An 18,648-nucleotide genomic window follows, 5' to 3' on the forward strand; every position below is an offset into this window, starting at 1 on the left:
AAAGTTCTTGAGGGAGGATTTATATGAACGGAGAGTCATTGGAAGAAGAATATTCTTTTCAGTGACTCTTTAATTATAAATGTTTTCAATCAATGTATTAAATGTTTGCAGATGTCATTTTAGAAAGAATAGTACATACAGCTATACGTTTTGAGCTAAAAAGGTGAAAGAATGAGAAAAAACTACTACTTTTGTGATACATGGAAGATGATGACAAAAAGTGAATGGATGTGGGGGAATCGACCGTTTTTTTCCAGTACTAAATTTTTAAAAGAGGAAATAGTGTATGAAAACACGAATTATCATGTTGCTGTTAATTAGTCTTAGTTGTACTCTCTTTGCACAAAAGAACGATACAGAATCTTTGCCGATTAATAGCCGGTTTTCAGAGATATCGCTTGTTGGAAGAGAGATTCAAGAACAATCGGGTTTAAAGATTGTATGTGGAAGAATTGAAGAGGATGGATTTGCTTCTGCTTATGAAAGTTATAACTTTAGCATTGAGAATAACACGAATCATTCTATTAGTGAGCCGCAGTGGACTTATACTTTGTCTTTGAAAAGTGGTGGAGAGACCATCATTGCTACATCCCAAAATGATATATTTACAATCCCTATAGTTGAGAGTAAAGATCTCTATGATATAGATACAGATCATTGCATTAGTGGGAAGATTGTATTTAGTTGTTTCATTGATGGGGAAGAGTCAGTAGCTTCATATAATATAATGTTGGATTTGAAACCTCACATTATATCTTATAGTGAAATCATAAAAACGGTAAATGAAACGAATACTGCATACAGCATTGATTTTACGGTTCGCTATGTTGGTTCTGATTTTTTGGAAGTTGGAGTTAGAGAGGAATATTCACCTTTCTTGGAAATACAAACGATTGAAGAACCCCTTGTTGCCCATGTGCGCCGAAGTGGTATTAATACATTTGATTGTGCATGGGTTTGGCTTCATGTTTACAATGAGTATGGCGAAGATGAGGTTATTATAACCTTGGAGAGTGATATAACAGGGGTACAAACAATACATAGCGATTTTGTAAATGCTTCTGTTATAAACATATATACGAAAGAAGGAAAATATATGATGCAAATAACCAATTGGGATGATTTGAAAGAACTTAATCAAGAGATTTATATACTTCAGCTATGCAATAAAGAGGGTATTCCTTTTAAGACTATCAAGTATCTGAAGGGGCAGTGATGTGAATATGTTTGTAAGTCTGTGAATATATAATTATGATAAACGGTGTATCAAGATGTAAATTCTCTGATAATAAGTATATTAACTTGTTGATAACTTTAGTATCCCCCTGTTGATAACATTGTTCATAACTTTGTGGATAAAGAATGGGGGTAGGGAGAAAAAAGAAGGATTCTCTTGTTTTGGGGGTGCAAAGATAACGGTTATTTTTGAATTTCCTATAATTGAGTTTAAATAAAAAGAGTACTCCTTTCATCACGAATGGAGTACCCTTGAGTTGTGTGTTTTTATAAGAGTAGAATTTATTTCTTTCGGGTTATTGTATGAAGTACGTTCCCCTTTTTATCGATCATACGCAGGTTGAATTCTTTTTTATCAATAGAACAGACAGAAAAACCAGGTTCCGGGCTACAGAACAGTGTTCCTTCGATCGGTTTTACTTTACGTGCCAGTGAGCCGGCTGAATTGACAACGTAGTCAATATCGCTTCCTGATACGCGGATATGCTGGAAGTTATGAATGTGTCCGCAGATATACATATCTACATGATGTTTTCTCAGGATGGGATCCAGGTATTTCTGCAGGTCGTCTCGTTCACTGGCATCTTTGGGAGTTTCGGCGTAGATAGGATGGTGTCCTACTACAACTACCCAGTCTTCTTTGGTTGCGGTCAGTACTGAGTCTACCCAGGCGAGCTGTTTTTCTCTGTTTTGCTTGCAGGCATCCGGATAAGTCTCTTTTTCATTGCGGTATTTATTAATGATGGGGGCAGTATCCAACCAAACGACGCGGACGGTTGTACCTTCTTCATTGAATACCTTGGTGTAGTAGCGGGCAGGCATGGACCAGCGGCGGCTTATATTACTATAGTCAAGTACGGCTTGGGTATTACCGCGATATTCATGATTTCCCAATACAGGAAACCAGTCGATCATTAACTCCGGATGCGAGTAGATTAATTCGTAATTTGTCATCCATAGAGGGTCATTGACGCTGCGTACACCTTCGAAATGGTGAATATCTCCGGTGGCAACAACGAACTCAGGACCGATTTCTTCTGCCATCGTTCCCATTAGTTCGGCAATTGGCTTTTGGTCATAATATCCGTTTCGTCCCAGATCGTTGGCAATATAGAAATTGAATTTTTTATCGAAGATGGAATAGTCGCTCTTTTGTGCATATCCTATTGTACAGATTGTGATAAACAGAAGAACGAGAAGGCTTTTTGTTTTCATTTTATAAATTGTTTCTTATTGATTATTAATAGATACTTGCTTTGCGTCTTTTTATAGGGATTTAGAAATTGATTTTGACTCCTGCATTTACCTTTACACCATAATGTTCTGATTGCATGGTGCGTTCTGATATTCCCTGGTAATAACGCAGAGGTTGGTTTAGCAGATTGTTAGCCTCGGCATAAAAAGTTGTTCTCAGTTTTTTACCAAAAGTATAACTGGCGTTTACATCCATGTAGTTTACTTTATCATAATAACGGTCGTAGAAAGCGCTTTCACCCATTTCATCAATAAAATCGGATGCGAAATTGTAAGATAAGCGTACGTTGAGTCCTCCTTTTTCAAAGTAGAGAGACGCATTGGCTGTATGTTCCGGTGATCCGGGCAGTTTCAGGTCTTTTTCGTTTTCACGTCCGGTGAAGTTGAAGTTGTTCACCTTGCTATGTGTATAGGTATAGGTTCCGTAGAATCCAACACACTTTAAGGCGGGAGCGATGAAACCGAAATCCCGTTGGTAGCCTACTTCTACACCCAATAAATTGGCATCTCCTGCATTGCGGGGTTGCATGAATTTATCATAAGAATTGCCTTCATATTCATATCCTCTGACTGTCTGGGTTACGATGAAGTCATTGATGTCTTTGTAATATATACCAATACTGACAAGTCCTACACTTTTGAAATAATAATCTGCACTCAGATCGAAGTTGAACGAAGTGGTCGGTTTTAATTCCGGGTTACCAAGTGTCAATTCGTTGTCTTTGTTGTTGATATTTACATTCGGTATCAATGCTGAGTATTTAGGGCGTGAAAGTGTTTCAGTGAATGAACCGCGAATCTTGAAATCTTCATTGACGTTGTACTTCAATAAGACGGAAGGTAAAACGTTCAGGTAGCTGTCTTTTACATCCGGGGTAACAGTCAATGATTCCGGATCGCCATCGTCGTTCAGTGTCAGTTTGCGTCCGTTGTATTTCAAATGGGTATTTTCCAGACGCAAACCTACCATTGCACTAAGTTTCTTACCGAAGTTCTGGTCGAAACGAAGGTAGCCGGCAGTAACTGTTTCACGTGCTTTGTATTCGCCTGCCAACTCTTCCAGATTTTCTGTCTTATTAAACAGGCTGTTGTTGTTCAGGTCGAGCCCTCCCACATATTCTTTGCTGATAAATGTCCCTGCTTTGTATTTTTCTCCGGGCATATATCCATTTCTGTTTTGTTCGCTGGTATTGGAAAAACTATTTGAATTAAAAGCCTTTTCGTCCACTGGCTCATAATCATAAAACTCCAGATCTTTGTCTTTACTCTTGTCTACTACTTTGGCTCCGAATCGCAACTGATTACTATAGAATCCTTTCACTAATGGTAGTTTGAAATTCATTGAAAACTTAAGATCTTTCTCTACAATATCTTCCTGCTGCTCTGTAAGTTCTTGCAGGGAGAAATCATTATTAAGTATAAGCGTCGATCCGGCTTGTGCTGAAGCATAGGGTCTTCTTATATCGCTCAGGTCTATGTCGAAATTCTGTTTCTTTAGTTCATATCCCAGGTAGCGTTCGTTGGGACGCTCTTCTGAGGCACGGGCATAAGAGGCATTCCAGTCCATGGATAACTTGCCGAAAAGATGTTCGCCACCGAGAGTGAAATCCATCGTACGCTGACGCTCGAGGCGGGCATTACGGTTGTTTGGACTTCCAGCCTTTGTCTGTAGGCGTACAGAGGCCTTGTTGTCGGCAACTGCGCCTTCTTTCTTCTTATTAACATCTTTGTTCAAATCTTTCAGAGTAAGGCGATACCGGTTTTCCCAGTCATTGCGATTGTTGAATATTCCTTTGAAGAATAACTTATGATTTGCGTTTATATCCCAGTCCAATGCTGCTGAGTAACTTTGGCGCTCACGGGTTACGTAGTATTGGCGAATCTGGTAATCAGTCAGGCAGATTGTTCCTTTTGAATCTGTATCCCAAACAAATTCTACATCATCAGATCCTGAGGGAGCATTTTGATAGGAAGCAGAAAGCATGACGCCCAGTTTATCATTGAAAAAACGATCACCATAGGTGAAGCCCAGGTTGAGTTGGGCTTTTTCACTGATCCGGTTATATCCGCTTCCGGCAGTAGCAGTGATTGTACGTTTGTAAGGAGAGTTCTTGGTAACCAGGTTGATCGATCCGCCAATGGCATCTCCATCCATATCCGGGGTTACTACTTTATTTACTTCAATGGTTTGTATCATATCCGCCGGGATAAGGTCTAACTGTACATTACGTGTATCGCCTTCGGCGGAAGGAATACGATTACCATTGATCGTGACCGAGCTTAAATCAGCAGAGGTTCCGCGAACTTGTCCGAAACGAGCTTCGCCCTGATCATATTGTACATTAATACCTGAGATACGTTTAAGTGCGTCTCCGATGTTTGAGTCGGGGAATTTCCCCACCTGATCGGCAGAAACAACGTTGGTGATACCCAGGCTGTTTTTTTGTGAGTTAATAGCCCGGCGTTGCCCTTGAAAAGCGCCTCCTACTACTACCTCTTGTAGCTCTAATCCTTCGTTGAGTACAACATCTTTTTCCAAAGTCCTTCCGGCAGGAATCGTAATTTTCATCTCTACCGGTGAGTAGCCGACGTAACTGATTTTTATGGTGTAGGTGCCTGGATTCAGATTGGAAAATGTGTAATATCCATTGACGTCACTTGTTACTCCCGTGCGTAAGTTTTCAATATAGATAGATGCTCCGGGGAGTGTTTGTTTGGAAGCATCGATGATTCGTCCGCGGATTGTTCCTTGCTTGACTACATTTACTTTCTCTTCGGCGAAAGTATTGCTGCTCATGTTTAAAAATAAGAGAATCAATGAGACTAATTTAACGAGTCGTTTCATATTTGTTAGTATGCGTTAATAATATGCCGCAAAAGTAGGGGGATCATATTTCATTTTCTTTGCTGGATATTGAAGATGCGGTAACAAATATGTTTCGTTTGTGTGTCGGTGTTATCTGAAGTTGGTTGTTTATATATTGTGAGTTAATAATTACGGGCAGTATGTGGCGTGAAGTTAATTTGTTGTATATAAATTCGTTACCCTGTTGATAACTTTATAGTACACCTGTTGATAACCTTGTTAATAACTCTGTGGATTAATAATGAAAAAAAAGAAGAGGAATGTAGTGAAATAAAAAAGCGCCCAAGAGTGGAAGCCTCCCAAACGCTATTTTCTGTAGTAGCGGGACCCGGGATTGAACCGGGGACCTCATGATTATGAATCATGCGCTCTAACCAGCTGAGCTATCCCGCCATCGTTTCTCGATTGCGGGTGCAAAGATAGATACTTTTTTTAAAACTCCAAAACATTTGTCGTTTTTTTCTGTTTTTTCTATTAGAAACCCATATGTAATCTGCGATAAATTGGTACATTGGGACTGAGAAATGAAAGCATAAAGAAATAAAGTGTTTGATTTATACTGTGTAATTAGAAAAAAGTATTTATCTTGGCACACACAAATTAAGTAAATGTAACTATGAAAAGAGAGAAAATTCGTTTAGAATATCTTTTGAATGCGACCTCTAAAAATATTCTTTGGTCGGCAATCAGCACACCGACCGGTCTGGAGGACTGGTTTGCGGACAAAGTTGTGTCAAATGATAAAATCGTGGAGTTTCATTGGGGAAAAACAGAACAACGAGACGCTGAAATTATAGCTATACGTGCTTATTCTTTTATACGTTTCCGCTGGTTGGACGACGAAAACGAGCGGGATTATTTTGAAATAAAGATGAATTATAATGAACTCACAGGAGATTTTGTGTTGGAGATCGTTGATTTTGCCGAACCTGATGAGGTAGATGATATGAAGGAACTGTGGGAGTCTCAGGTAAATAAATTGAGAAGAACTTGTGGTTTTTAGTTAACTTTCAACTAAAAACTTTCTGCACTCCTTTTTTTGTGCTAATTTTGCATCTCAATCGTACGAAACGAATAGTAAGATGCTACGCATAAAAAGATTAGATATATTTATTGTAAAGAGTTTTTTGCTACTCTTTGTCGGCACATTCTTCATTTGTCTCTTCATCTTCATGATGCAGTTTCTGTGGAGATATGTGGATGAGCTTGTCGGAAAAGGGTTGGAGATGAGCGTGATGGCTCAGTTCTTCTTTTATTCGGCATTGACTCTGGTGCCTTTGTCACTTCCATTGGCCGTACTATTGGCATCACTTATTACTTTCGGAAATTTTGGAGAACGTTATGAATTGCTCGCCATGAAAGCGGCGGGCATTTCTTTGCTTAAGATTATGCGTCCTCTCATTATACTTGTCTGTATTATTTGCGCTATCTCCTTTTATTTTCAGAATGTTATTGGTCCTATTGCCCAGGGAAAGCTGGGGACGTTGTTGATTTCGATGAAACAGAAGTCACCGGAACTGGATATTCCGGAGGGTGTCTTCTATTCGGAAATTCCCGATTATAACCTTAAAGTAGGTAAGAAGGATCGCAAAACCGGTATGTTGTATGATGTGTTGATCTATAATTTTAAAGATGGCGCAGAGAATGCACATATCATTTATGCAGATTCGGGACGTATGGAAATGACTGCCGACAAGCAACATCTGCACCTGCATCTTTATAGTGGAGAACTGTTTGAAAATCTGAAGAGTCAGAATGTAAAGGCACAAAATGTACCTTACCGGCGTGAATCTTTCCGGGAAAAACATACGATTATTGAATTTGACTCGGATTTTAATATGGCCGACGCAAGTATCATGAGCAATCAGGCGACCACCAAAAGTATGCAGACATTGCAGGCTTCTATTGACTCCATGAAATATGTGGGCGACAGCATCGGGCGGCAGTATTATAAGGAAGCTATCGGGGGCGTTTACAGTCGGCCGACAGGACTTTCCAAAGAGGATACACTTAAAATAGAAAGGGCTAATATGAGCTTATACAATGTGGACAGCCTCTTTGAAGCTGCTACTTTGATGCAGAAGCAGAAAATCCTTTCTTCGGCTACAAGCCGTGCTGAAAGCTTGCAGGGAGATTACAGCTTTAAGACCTATACGATGGATGGGAATGATTACCAGATACGCAGACACAGGACCGAATGGCATAAGAAGATCACAATTTCTCTCTCTTGCCTGCTGTTCTTTTTCATCGGTGCACCACTTGGAGGTATCATTCGTAAAGGTGGACTGGGTATGCCTGTCATTGTATCCGTATTGGTGTTTATTATTTATTATGTGATAGATAATAGCGGGTTCAAGATGGCACGTGACGGGAAGTGGGTTGTATGGATGGGGATGTGGCTCAGTTCCTCTATTTTGGCTCCGCTTGGGGCTTTTCTTACCTACAAATCCAATAATGACTCTGTTGTGCTGAATGGCGATGCTTACGTTGCGTGGTTCAAGCGTATTGTGGGAATTCGTAGCGTACGGCACTTATTCAAGAAGGAGGTGATCATTCACGACCCGGATTATACGCGGATTTCATCTGAGTTGACAGCTCTTACGGCAGAGTGTCGTACCTATATAAGTAAACGTCAGTTGAAAAAGGCACCTAATTATTTTAAGCTTTGGATGACTACTGGTGACGATGATGATATAAAAGTTATCAATGAACACCTTGAAACGTTAGTTGAAGAATTATCAAATTCTAAGTCCTTCACTTTGCTGACCGCTTTGAATAACTATCCGGTGATACCTGTAACGGCGCACGTACGTCCGTTTCATGTTTACTGGTTGAATCTGTTGGCAGGAATCATTGTTCCGATAGGATTGTTTTTCTATTTCCGTATCTGGATTTTCCGTATACGCCTTGCCCGGGATATAGAACGGATTATAAAGAACAATGAAAGTGTTCAGTTTATAATTAATGAGAATAATAATTTATAGCATGATATAGTATGGAAGAAATAAGATTGAATACGATTGATGAGGCTATTGCCGACTTTAAAGAAGGTAATTTCGTAATCGTAGTAGACGATGAGGATCGTGAAAATGAGGGTGATTTTATCATCGCAGCTGAAAAGATAACTCCGGAGAAAGTGAATTTCATGATGACACACGGACGTGGTGTGTTATGTGCACCTATAACAGAAGAGCGTTGTGCAGAACTGGAGTTGGATATGCAGGTGGCTGCTAATACTTCTATTTATGAGACTCCTTTCACTGTAACTGTTGATTTGTTGCCGGGTTGTACTACGGGAGTGTCTATGCATGATCGTGCTGCTACGATTCGTGCGTTGGCCGATCCTAATACCAAGCCTACCGATCTTGGTCGTCCGGGACATGTCAATCCGTTGCGTGCCCGTTCGCGTGGTGTGCTTCGCCGTGCCGGACATACGGAAGCAAGTGTGGATCTTGCTAAGTTGGCAGGGCTTTATCCTGCTGCTGCTCTGATTGAGATTATCAATGAAGACGGCACTATGGCACGCTTGCCGCAGTTGATGGAAGTGGCTAAACGATTCGGACTCAAAATCATATCTATTAAGGATCTGATAGCTTATCGTGTGCACATGGAATCGCTTGTGGAGAAAGGGGTAGAAGTTAATATGCCTACTCAATATGGAAATTTCCGCCTGATTCCTTTCCGACAGAAATCAAACGGAATGGAACACGTTGCCATCTTTAAAGGCACCTGGAGTGAAGATGAACCTATTCTTGTACGCGTGCATTCATCTTGTATGACAGGAGATATTTTTGGCTCTTGTCGCTGTGACTGTGGAGAACAGTTGCATAAAGCTCTGGAGATGATTGATGCTGCCGGCAAAGGAGTGGTTGTTTATATGAATCAGGAAGGGAGAGGCATTGGATTGATGCATAAGATGGAAGCTTACAAACTTCAGGAAGAAGGGTATGATACGGTAGACGCTAATATCCATCTTGGCTTTGATCCCGATGAACGTGATTATGGTGTGGGTGCGCATATTTTGCGTGAACTGGGTGTTCATAAAATGCGTCTGATGACCAATAATCCCATTAAGCGTGTGGGGCTTGAAGCGTATGGGCTTGAAATTGTAGAAAATGTACCTATTGAAACAGTTCCTAATCCTTACAATGAACGATATCTGAAAACAAAGAAAGAACGTATGGGGCATACGCTGCATTTTAACAAGTAAAATGGGGATTTGCTTTCATATATCAAATATTTTAGCTTATTTTGCAGCGATTTTCAATCAACAATAATAAAATAGATACAAAATGAATCAGTTATCAGACCGTTTGAACAGCTTGTCGCCGTCGGCAACACTTGCTATGTCGCAGAAGAGTAACGAACTCAAAGCACAAGGCGTTGATGTAATTAATCTGAGTGTGGGAGAACCCGATTTCAATACTCCCGATCATATCAAAGAAGCTGCAAAGAAAGCTGTAGATGATAATTTCTCACGTTATTCTCCTGTTCCGGGTTATCCGGCATTGCGTAACGCTATTGTAGAGAAGTTGAAGAAAGAGAATGGTCTGGAATATACAGCCGCTCAGATATCTTGTGCTAATGGTGCAAAACAATCTGTGTGTAATGCAGTTCTCGTATTGGTAAATCCGGGTGATGAGGTGATTGTACCTGCTCCTTATTGGGTTAGCTATCCTGAGATGGTGAAGTTGGCTGAAGGTACTCCGGTTATCGTTACTGCCGGTATAGAGCAGGATTTCAAGATTACTCCTGCACAGCTTGAAGCGGCTATTACTCCGAAGACCAAAGCTTTGATTCTTTGCTCACCGTCTAACCCTACAGGTTCGGTTTATAGCAAGGAAGAACTTGCCGGATTGGCTGCTGTATTGGCTAAACATCCGCAGGTAATTGTTATTGCTGACGAAATCTACGAACATATCAATTATATTGGCAAACATCAGAGTATTGCTCAGTTCCCTGAAATGAAGGAACGTACCGTAATCGTAAATGGTGTATCAAAAGCTTATGCAATGACAGGATGGAGAATCGGTTTTATAGCCGGACCGGAATGGCTTGTGAAAGCTTGCAATAAACTGCAGGGACAATATACGTCAGGACCTTGTTCTGTATCTCAGAAAGCTGCTGAAGCTGCTTATACAGGTTCTCAGGCTCCGGTAGAAGAGATGCGTAAAGCATTCGAACGTCGTCGCGACCTTATTGTGAAGTTAGCGAAGGAAGTTCCGGGCTTTGAAGTGAATGTTCCTGAAGGTGCTTTCTACTTGTTCCCGAAATGTGACTACTTTTTTGGTAAATCAGATGGCGAACGTACTATTGCTGATTCTGACGACCTGGCTATGTACTTATTGGAAGTTGCTCATGTAGCTTGCGTAGGTGGTGCTTCTTTTGGTGCTCCTGAGTGTATTCGTATGAGCTATGCTACAAGTGACGAAAATATTGTTGAATCTATTCGTCGTATTAAGGAAGCATTGGCAAAACTGAAATAATAGGTGATTCCGGATGTTTATCATTCGGTTGATAAGTACAAAAGATAGAGTAACCTGTATCGGTACAGAACATTGGGTTCTGGATTGATACAGGTTGTTTTTATTTTATCACTCAGGAGGGGCTGACTTTATTTCATTATTATTTTGAAGATCTGTTTACCTGCATTATTGGTGATGGTTAATAGATATATACCTTGAGAAAGGTTATTGACTGGCAATTTTATAACATTATCTGTTGCTTTTAACTGTATTAGGGTAGCTCCTTGCATTGTAGTCAATCGGATAGATGAACCTGAGATTGTTTCAATGGTTAATGCCTCACCGTTGGTAATAGGGTTGGGGTATACACTTGCTGTATTGCTGCAAACGGTATTGCCGATTCCCACAGTTCCACCTGACTCTTTTCCTTCTTTTGTGACGGCAAATATACTTGGATGCCCGTTTCCTGCATTTTCGATTTTCAGAGATGCTATTACTTTATTTTTGTTAGTAGCTATTTTCTGTTCAAACATACAGAATTTGCGGCGTCCGTCCAGCTTGTCACCGGTCAGGGCAATCCTGTCCAGATTGTATACTGCCTTGCCTGTGGGATCATCACTGAACCAGTCACCTACCGAAACAGTCTGGGTATTGGAATGAGTAGCATCTGTATAATATACGGTTACGTCTATTAAGGAACTACCGTCTGTACAGGTTGATAGGAGATGCAGAGCTTCAGTTTGTGGAGTACCCTCAAAATGCAGGGTTATTGCAGCCTCTTCTTTTAATACGGCGGCATTTTTCTTGTCATATGCAGCAAGCTGGTATTTGACACCGGTATTGGAAATAATAGTACCGTCAGCAGGCAATGATCCTTGTTCCTGAACTGCCGAAGAATAATAAATCCAGCCTTGATTATCGAGAGAGGTTGTAGAATAACTGACGGCAGGAAGTGCTTCTGCTATAACATCTTCATTGAATCCTGAACTAACGACCAGCTGAGTATATTCCGGCGTTTCGGGTTCTTTTCCAAGAAAAGCTCTGTCCATGAAAATCAGCCGTTCGTTTATCCAGCTTTTCAGATAAGATATTTCATCATCATAAGATTTTGCTACGTACTTGTTGGGCCATACGTATCTTCCCCATCTTGGCCAGGCTTGTGAATTACGTCCTTGTGCTCCTTTGGCATTTAATAATGCAGTCAATGAATCAATGGTTTGTTCGATGTGTTCGTCGGAATAGCTCGTTTCACGATACAGCTCCCAGCGTTCTTTTACCTCTTTCATAAAAGAATCGTCTTTGAGTAACTTATACCACCAGAACGGGACTAACTGATTGTCACCCGGTGATACATCATTGAAGTTGTATGCCCATGTATCCGATCTCCAGCCTTCACTATAGTCTGCATTACCAAACCCTAAATTCATATCCCATAAAGATGTTTTGAATTTAGGGTCTTTGCTGTCTCTGTATTTATATAGGTTAGTACTCAGGCGATAACCATCTACGTTGTGGCAAAATTCTGTTGACAACATATAATCTATAAAAGATGTGACGTCGATATATTTTCTGTATCCGGTTTCCGGATTCTTATAATCGGTGGCAGCCAGACTGTTTTCAAAAGCGTCAATGTATCCATGGATATAGTTTAATTGTGCTTTACTAAACTCATCCTGATCCATGTTTTTATATTGGAAAGAGATTTTCTTTCCATAAATAGGAGTTCCTTTTGAATTGACCGGAGTATGCTTAGAGTAATAAACCGGTTCGTCATCCCTGTCTACTTCCATGTGGTAGCCTCCTGTCAGAGCATCATCACTATCACCCGGATCCGGCAGATCTAAACGAAATTTACCTTTCCTTACTCTTTCAGATAAAATAAACACTCCGTAATAAGTACCGTCCATGATCATTTCACAGTATTTTCCGGTAGGTACATATTCAAAGAAAGGTCTTGCTAACGTGAAGGCGAATACGTCTCTGATCATACTTTTGTCTGCATATGGCGCCAATAGTGCCCAGTCATTGTCTTTGCCCATGCCAAGCATAGATACTTTTTGCTTTTTGCCACCATCTTCCAATGGTTTGTCTAATGCGCGGATGGCATACGGTTTCTTATCGGAGTTGGTAAAAGAAGAGTTGCCACGATATTTTAAATCTATATACCCGGTATAGTCTGCTTTCTGGTTGGGGTGGGCAATGGTATCCATGTAATTCAGTTCACCTTCACCGTTATCTATTATTTTCATTTTGGCAGTAATCCGGTTGTCCCGATCAATTATTTGTCCTTGTGTATTGATAAACACGATAGGAAGATTTGTCTCAGTGAAAACCACATTTTTATTATCGGGCTTGTAATTGTCTGCCCGTTGGGCACAGACAGAAATAGAAGAAGAAAAGAGTAATGAGAGTAGTAGTAATTTTCTCATGATATTGATGTTATTAGGTAATAAAAGGTTTTTTATATAGATAAAACAACGGATGGGAGGAAAACACTTAGCTGGTGATTTTTTTTCTTCTGCGGATGTGCGTATCAATAAAAAAAGCTGCTTCCCTGAAATGGAAAAGCAGCTTTCACAGTTCTTTTGTCTGATTGTATTATTCAGCCGGGTGAATTGCTTCAGAAGGACAAACATCAGCACAAGTGCCACAGTCTGTACATACATCCGGGTTAATAGAGTAGATATCGCCTTCAGAGATAGCTTCTACCGGACACTCGTCAATACAAGTTCCGCAAGCAATACAATCGTCACTAATTACGTAAGCCATTTTCTTTAAAATTTAAATTATTAGTACTAATTTATTGGGCAAAAATACACGTTTTATTCATTAGTTGATCTCAATCTTGATTAAAATCCTTTAATTTGTACCGCTTCTAAATAAGCGAAACAATAATTTAACTATAAAATCGTTTTTATTATTGTGAAACGAATCGTGTTACTTCTCATAGTTTCGCTGTTGGTGGCAGGTGCCTCTGCCCAAAAGCGTAAGGTACAGAACCGCCCGTATATTGACCAGCGGATCTGGCATTATGGTTTTCTGGCAGGTATCCATATGCAGGATCTTAAGTTTGTAAACAATGGTTATGTCACCGAGGACGGGCAGGTCTGGTTTGCTGATGTACCCGAATACTCTCCGGGATTTTCGGTCGGTGTGTTAGGAGAATTATATTTGAATAAATACATGGCGCTCCGCCTGATTCCCACGCTTCATTTTGGTGATAAGAGAGTGGTATTCCGTGAGCAGACAAGTGGTGAAACGGTTTCTCAAAATGTAAAATCGGCTTACCTTGCATTCCCTATTGATATGAAATTCAGCGCCGAACGCTTCAATAACTATCGTCCTTATGCGATGCTTGGCCTTAGTCCTACCTTTGATTTGAGTGTAAAAAATGCCCGTCCGCTGTTGGTGAAGCCTTTTGATTGTTATATCGAAGTCGGCCTTGGCTGTGACTTATATCTTCCTTTTTTTAAGCTGATACCAGAGTTGAAATTCTGCTTCGGATTAGCCAACCTGCTGGAGAAAAAGCGCCCTGATCTTACTGATAAATCATTAATGAAGTTCACCGAATCTCTGGATAAAGTAAAGTCCCGGATGATCGTATTGACTTTCTACTTCGAATAAGTTCGCCACAGAGTAGCACTGAGTTTCACAGAGTTTTATCCTTTTTGAACATATTTCTCCGTGAAACTCTGTGCTACTCTGTGGTGAAATCGTTATTTTTGCAAAGAATTTGCCGAATGGCAATCGTAAATCGTTAAATCGTAAATAGTAAATACCCTCATGCCATTAAATTTACCTGATAAGCTACCTGCGATAGAATTGCTGAAGGAAGAAAATATCTTTGTGATTGACAACTCGCGTGCGACACAACAGGATATACGTCCGTTGCGGATTGTAATTCTGAACCTGATGCCATTGAAAATAACCACAGAGACTGATCTGGTGCGTCTGTTGTCCAATACACCACTCCAGGTGGAAATCTCGTTTATGAAAATAAAGAGTCATACATCCAAGAATACGCCTGTCGAACATATGAAGACCTTTTATACGGACTTTGATAAAATGCGTGGCGAGAAGTATGATGGTATGATTATTACCGGTGCTCCGGTGGAGCAGATGGACTTTGAAGAAGTCAGTTATTGGGATGAGATAATGGAAATCTTCGATTGGGCACGTACGCATGTCACTTCGACGCTTTATATTTGCTGGGCGGCTCAGGCTGGTTTGTATCACCATTACGGTGTTCCTAAATATGCTTTAGATAAAAAGATGTTCGGTATCTTCGAGCACCGTACCCTCGATCCGTTGCAAGCTATCTTCCGTGGATTTGATGATACTTTTTATGTTCCTCACAGCCGTCATACGGAAGTGCGTAAAGAGGATATTCTTAAAGTATCTGAATTGACATTGCTTTCCGAATCGGATGAATCAGGAGTATATATGGTAATGGCTCGTGGAGGGCGCGAATTCTTTGTAACCGGGCATTCGGAATATTCTCCGTTAACGCTTGATACGGAGTATAGGCGGGATCTGGCAAAAGGACTGCCGATTGATGTGCCGCGTAATTATTATATAGACGATGATCCGGAGAAGGGGCCTGTTGTGCGTTGGCGTGCTCATGCCAATTTGTTATTTTCAAACTGGTTGAACTACTTTGTTTATCAGGAAACTCCTTACGATATTAATGATATTAAATGATAAAGCAGCGTAAAATAGAACTTCTGGCTCCGGCTAAGAATCTGGAATGTGGAATAGAAGCTATTAACCACGGAGCGGATGCTGTATATATTGGTGCACCAAAGTTTGGTGCCCGTGCTGCTGCTGTCAACTCGTTGGATGATATTGCTGCCCTTGTAGAGCATGCGCATCTGTACAATGCACGTATCTATGTCACTGTCAACACAATTCTGAAAGAAGAAGAGTTGAAAGAGACAGAAGAGATGATAGGAGAATTGTATCGGATAGGAGTGGATGCGTTGATCGTACAAGATATGGCGATCACGCAATTAAACCTGCCGCCTATCCCGTTGCATGCCAGTACACAGATGGATAACCGGACGGCGGATAAAGTTAAGTTTCTTGCCGATACGGGATTCCGTCAGGTAGTACTTGCCCGTGAACTTTCTTTGCGGGAGATAAGTAAAATACACGAAGCCTGCCCTGACACGGCGCTTGAAGTCTTTGTACATGGTGCTTTGTGCGTCAGTTATAGTGGTCAGTGTTATGTTAGTCAAGCCTGTTTTGGCCGGAGTGCCAATCGTGGCGAGTGTGCGCAATTCTGCCGTTTGCCTTTTAGCCTGGTCGATGCTGATGGTAAGACAATTGTGAAAGATAAGCATTTACTTTCGCTGAAAGACCTTAACCAAAGCGAGGAACTGGAGGCATTGCTGGATGCCGGAGTCACTTCTTTGAAAATTGAAGGACGGTTGAAGGATGTCTCTTATGTGAAAAATGTTACTGCTGCCTATCGTCAGAAACTGGATACCATTTTCACCCGGCGTAAAGAGTATGTCCGTGCCTCTTCCGGTTCCTGTCGTTTTGAGTTTAAACCTCAGTTGGATAAGAGCTTTAGCCGTGGTTTTACGCATTATTTTTTGAAGGGTCGGAGTAAAGAGATTTTTTCTTTTGATACTCCCAAGTCGTTAGGAGAAGAAATGGGTACGATGAAAGAGACTCGTGGAAACTATCTTACGGTGGCCGGGCTGAAATCTTTTAATAACGGTGATGGCGTTTGTTACATTGATGAACAGGGGCGTTTACAAGGATTTCGTATCAATCGCGTTGATGGCAATAAGCTGTATCCGCAGGAGATGCCCCGTATTAAACCCCGGACTGTATTGTATCGTAATTTTGATCAGGAGTTCGAACGCGTGCTTGCCCGTAAATCTTCTGAAAGAAAGATTGCCGTTTCTATTTTGCTGGCGGAGAATAACTTTGGGTTCTCCCTTACTATGACAGATGAAGATGATAATAGTGTGACGCTTACATTGCCTCGTGATAAGGAACTTGCCCGTACCCCCCAGGAGGATAATCTCAAAAACCAGCTATCCAAACTGGGAAATACTCCCTTTGAGGCAATGCGGATAGATATTGACTTTACCGGGAATTGGTTTATTCCGGCCTCTGTACTTTCCGATCTGCGCAGGCAGGTGGTCGATAAACTGATAGCTGTCCGCAGAATGACATTTCATCGTGAACTGGCTGTCTTAAAACCAACCACACACGCTTATCCGCAACAGACGCTTTCTTATTTAGGCAATGTGATGAACACCCGTGCTGCTTCTTTCTATCAGGATCATGGTGTGAAAGATATTGCGCCTGCTTATGAGAAACAGGCGGTGGAAGAGGCTGTCCTTATGTTTTGCAAACATTGCTTGCGTTATAGTATGGGTTGGTGTCCTGTTCACCAGCGTGAACGCTCGCCCTATAAAGAACCTTATTACTTGGTAGGGACGGATGGAAAACGTTTCCGGCTATCATTTGATTGTAAGATTTGTCAGATGAAAGTGAGTGCCGCATTATGAAAACAAGGTATCATAGAATGAATCATGGTAACACGAAGAGCAATTTCAGGAAGCTTTGTGTTGCTTTGTGCTACTCTGTGATGACTCTTTTTTTGTTTGCAGCCTGCCATTATCCCCGTCCCGATCTTTCTGCCGAAGGAATGAGCGATAGGGCGAAGGATTCTCTTACTTATTTATTTGAACGGCATTATACCTATAACACGAATCTGGAAGTACAAACAGATTCTGTTGTTTTGGAACGTTTGCCTGTGAAGGATTCTTTTGTCAGTCTTCACCGGGGAGACCGTGTTGTAGTAGCAGAGTTCGCTGTTCATCCGGCAGACAGCGTGGATAGTATATGGGTAAAACTGGCCCATTCACAGGAAATCCAGGGATGGATGCGTGAAACGGAATTGATAAAGTCTTTTGTGCCTACCGATAGTATATCTCAGTTTATTTATTTGTTCAGTGATACTCATGCCTCTTATTTTGTGATTGTCTTTGCCTTGTTCGTTGGTGTTTATCTTTTTCGTGCTTTTCGGCGTAAGCAATTACAGATGGTTTATTTCAATGACATTGATAGTATTTATCCGCTTTTTCTTTGTCTGTTGATGGCGTTTAGTGCCACTATATATGAGTCGATGCAGGTATTTGTACCTGATACATGGCAACATTTCTATTTTAACCCTACACTTTCACCTTTTAAGGTACCACTTGTTTTGTCGATGTTCCTGTTGAGCATCTGGATTTTTCTTATTGTCTTTCTGGCAGTGCTCGATGACCTGTTCCGGCAACTGGCTCCGGCCGCTGCTGTCTTCTATTTGCTTGGATTGACTTCCTGCTGTATTTTCTGTTACTTCTTTTTTATTCTGACTACACATATATATATCGGTTATCTTTTCCTTTTCTGCTTTGTGTGGCTGTTTGCGAAAAAACTGCATAAAAGTAACGGGTATAAATACCAGTGTGGACGTTGTGGAGGGAAATTACGGGAGAAGGGAGTCTGTCCGCATTGTGGAGCTATAAATGAATAATTTGCCAACGTGGCAATATGGCAACATGCTGACTGGTTATACTGCTGCTTCTTGATTTATCTTCTTACGGCTTTTTTCTTTGTAATTATTTCAGATAATTTGTAAGGCTTTGAAAATAGAAAGAAAATAGATTTCGATAGTGAAAATAATAGACTATTTCATGAATTGTTAAATGGCTGTATATCAATGAAATATGTAGGCTTGTTTTTTCTCGTATACTCTATTAAAACCAAATGTTTCCGCAGAATATTGCTTTAATAAATGTTAACTACGAAAGATATGTCCTT

At 40.8% G+C, this 18,648-nt stretch carries 13 protein-coding genes and 1 tRNA gene; 9 read left to right on the top strand and 5 right to left on the bottom strand.

The features are described from left to right. Window positions 1-286 precede the first annotated feature (286 nt). The gene (locus HCG69_RS12705; RefSeq protein WP_221650330.1) at window positions 287-1,216 is read left to right on the top strand and encodes a hypothetical protein; all 930 of its coding nucleotides are present in this window, start codon (window positions 287-289) and stop codon (window positions 1,214-1,216) included. 302 nt (window positions 1,217-1,518) lie between these two features. Here the strand turns inward: HCG69_RS12705 and HCG69_RS12710 are convergent, their stop codons facing one another. The 3 genes from HCG69_RS12710 to HCG69_RS12720 form a co-directional block, all read right to left on the bottom strand. Further along, window positions 1,519-2,451, bottom strand: coding sequence for a metallophosphoesterase (locus tag HCG69_RS12710; RefSeq protein ID WP_221650331.1), 933 nt, complete (start codon window positions 2,449-2,451; stop codon window positions 1,519-1,521). A gap of 61 nt (window positions 2,452-2,512) precedes the next feature. Next, window positions 2,513-5,335: a TonB-dependent receptor gene (locus HCG69_RS12715; RefSeq protein WP_221650332.1), complete on the bottom strand. Its 2,823-nt coding sequence runs from the start codon at window positions 5,333-5,335 to the stop codon at window positions 2,513-2,515. A 340-nt stretch (window positions 5,336-5,675) separates the two neighbouring features. Beyond that, a tRNA-Met gene (locus HCG69_RS12720) sits at window positions 5,676-5,749 on the bottom strand. Window positions 5,750-5,972: 223 nt separating this feature from the next. On the opposite strand from HCG69_RS12720, the gene HCG69_RS12725 reads away from it, so the two are divergent. From HCG69_RS12725 to HCG69_RS12740, 4 genes are all read left to right on the top strand, one after another. Further along, entirely contained in the window at window positions 5,973-6,359 is a 387-nt protein-coding gene (locus HCG69_RS12725) for an START-like domain-containing protein (RefSeq protein ID WP_002559154.1), read from the top strand. Between the two features lie 79 nt (window positions 6,360-6,438). Continuing rightward, a complete protein-coding gene (locus tag HCG69_RS12730; RefSeq protein WP_221650333.1) occupies window positions 6,439-8,340 on the top strand; it encodes an LptF/LptG family permease in 1,902 nt (633 codons plus the stop codon). Between the two features lie 11 nt (window positions 8,341-8,351). Further along, entirely contained in the window at window positions 8,352-9,566 is a 1,215-nt protein-coding gene (locus HCG69_RS12735; protein WP_221650334.1) for a bifunctional 3,4-dihydroxy-2-butanone-4-phosphate synthase/GTP cyclohydrolase II, read from the top strand. A gap of 82 nt (window positions 9,567-9,648) precedes the next feature. Further along, complete coding sequence (locus tag HCG69_RS12740; RefSeq protein WP_221650335.1) at window positions 9,649-10,842, top strand: pyridoxal phosphate-dependent aminotransferase; 1,194 nt, start codon at window positions 9,649-9,651, stop codon at window positions 10,840-10,842. A gap of 128 nt (window positions 10,843-10,970) precedes the next feature. Here the strand turns inward: HCG69_RS12740 and HCG69_RS12745 are convergent, their stop codons facing one another. Then, window positions 10,971-13,250: a CotH kinase family protein gene (locus tag HCG69_RS12745; protein WP_221650336.1), complete on the bottom strand. Its 2,280-nt coding sequence runs from the start codon at window positions 13,248-13,250 to the stop codon at window positions 10,971-10,973. A gap of 169 nt (window positions 13,251-13,419) precedes the next feature. Then, entirely contained in the window at window positions 13,420-13,590 is a 171-nt protein-coding gene (locus tag HCG69_RS12750; RefSeq protein ID WP_002559159.1) for a DUF362 domain-containing protein, read from the bottom strand. Window positions 13,591-13,743: 153 nt separating this feature from the next. On the opposite strand from HCG69_RS12750, the gene HCG69_RS12755 reads away from it, so the two are divergent. From HCG69_RS12755 to HCG69_RS12770, 4 genes are all read left to right on the top strand, one after another. Further along, window positions 13,744-14,445 carry a porin family protein gene (locus HCG69_RS12755; protein ID WP_007483866.1) on the top strand — a complete coding sequence of 234 codons (702 nt, stop codon included), beginning with the start codon at window positions 13,744-13,746 and terminating at the stop codon, window positions 14,443-14,445. A 159-nt stretch (window positions 14,446-14,604) separates the two neighbouring features. Beyond that, complete coding sequence (gene metA / locus HCG69_RS12760) at window positions 14,605-15,522, top strand: homoserine O-succinyltransferase (RefSeq protein WP_221650337.1); 918 nt, start codon at window positions 14,605-14,607, stop codon at window positions 15,520-15,522. Continuing rightward, window positions 15,519-17,348: a U32 family peptidase gene (locus HCG69_RS12765; RefSeq protein WP_221650338.1), complete on the top strand. Its 1,830-nt coding sequence runs from the start codon at window positions 15,519-15,521 to the stop codon at window positions 17,346-17,348. Before metA ends, HCG69_RS12765 begins: the two co-directional genes overlap by 4 nt. Before the next feature lie 17 nt (window positions 17,349-17,365). Beyond that, window positions 17,366-18,361 carry a hypothetical protein gene (locus HCG69_RS12770; RefSeq protein WP_221650344.1) on the top strand — a complete coding sequence of 332 codons (996 nt, stop codon included), beginning with the start codon at window positions 17,366-17,368 and terminating at the stop codon, window positions 18,359-18,361. Window positions 18,362-18,648: the final 287 nt, after the last annotated feature.

The organism is Bacteroides sp. K03, assembly GCF_019734355.1.
Lineage (GTDB): Bacteria > Bacteroidota > Bacteroidia > Bacteroidales > Bacteroidaceae > Bacteroides > Bacteroides nordii.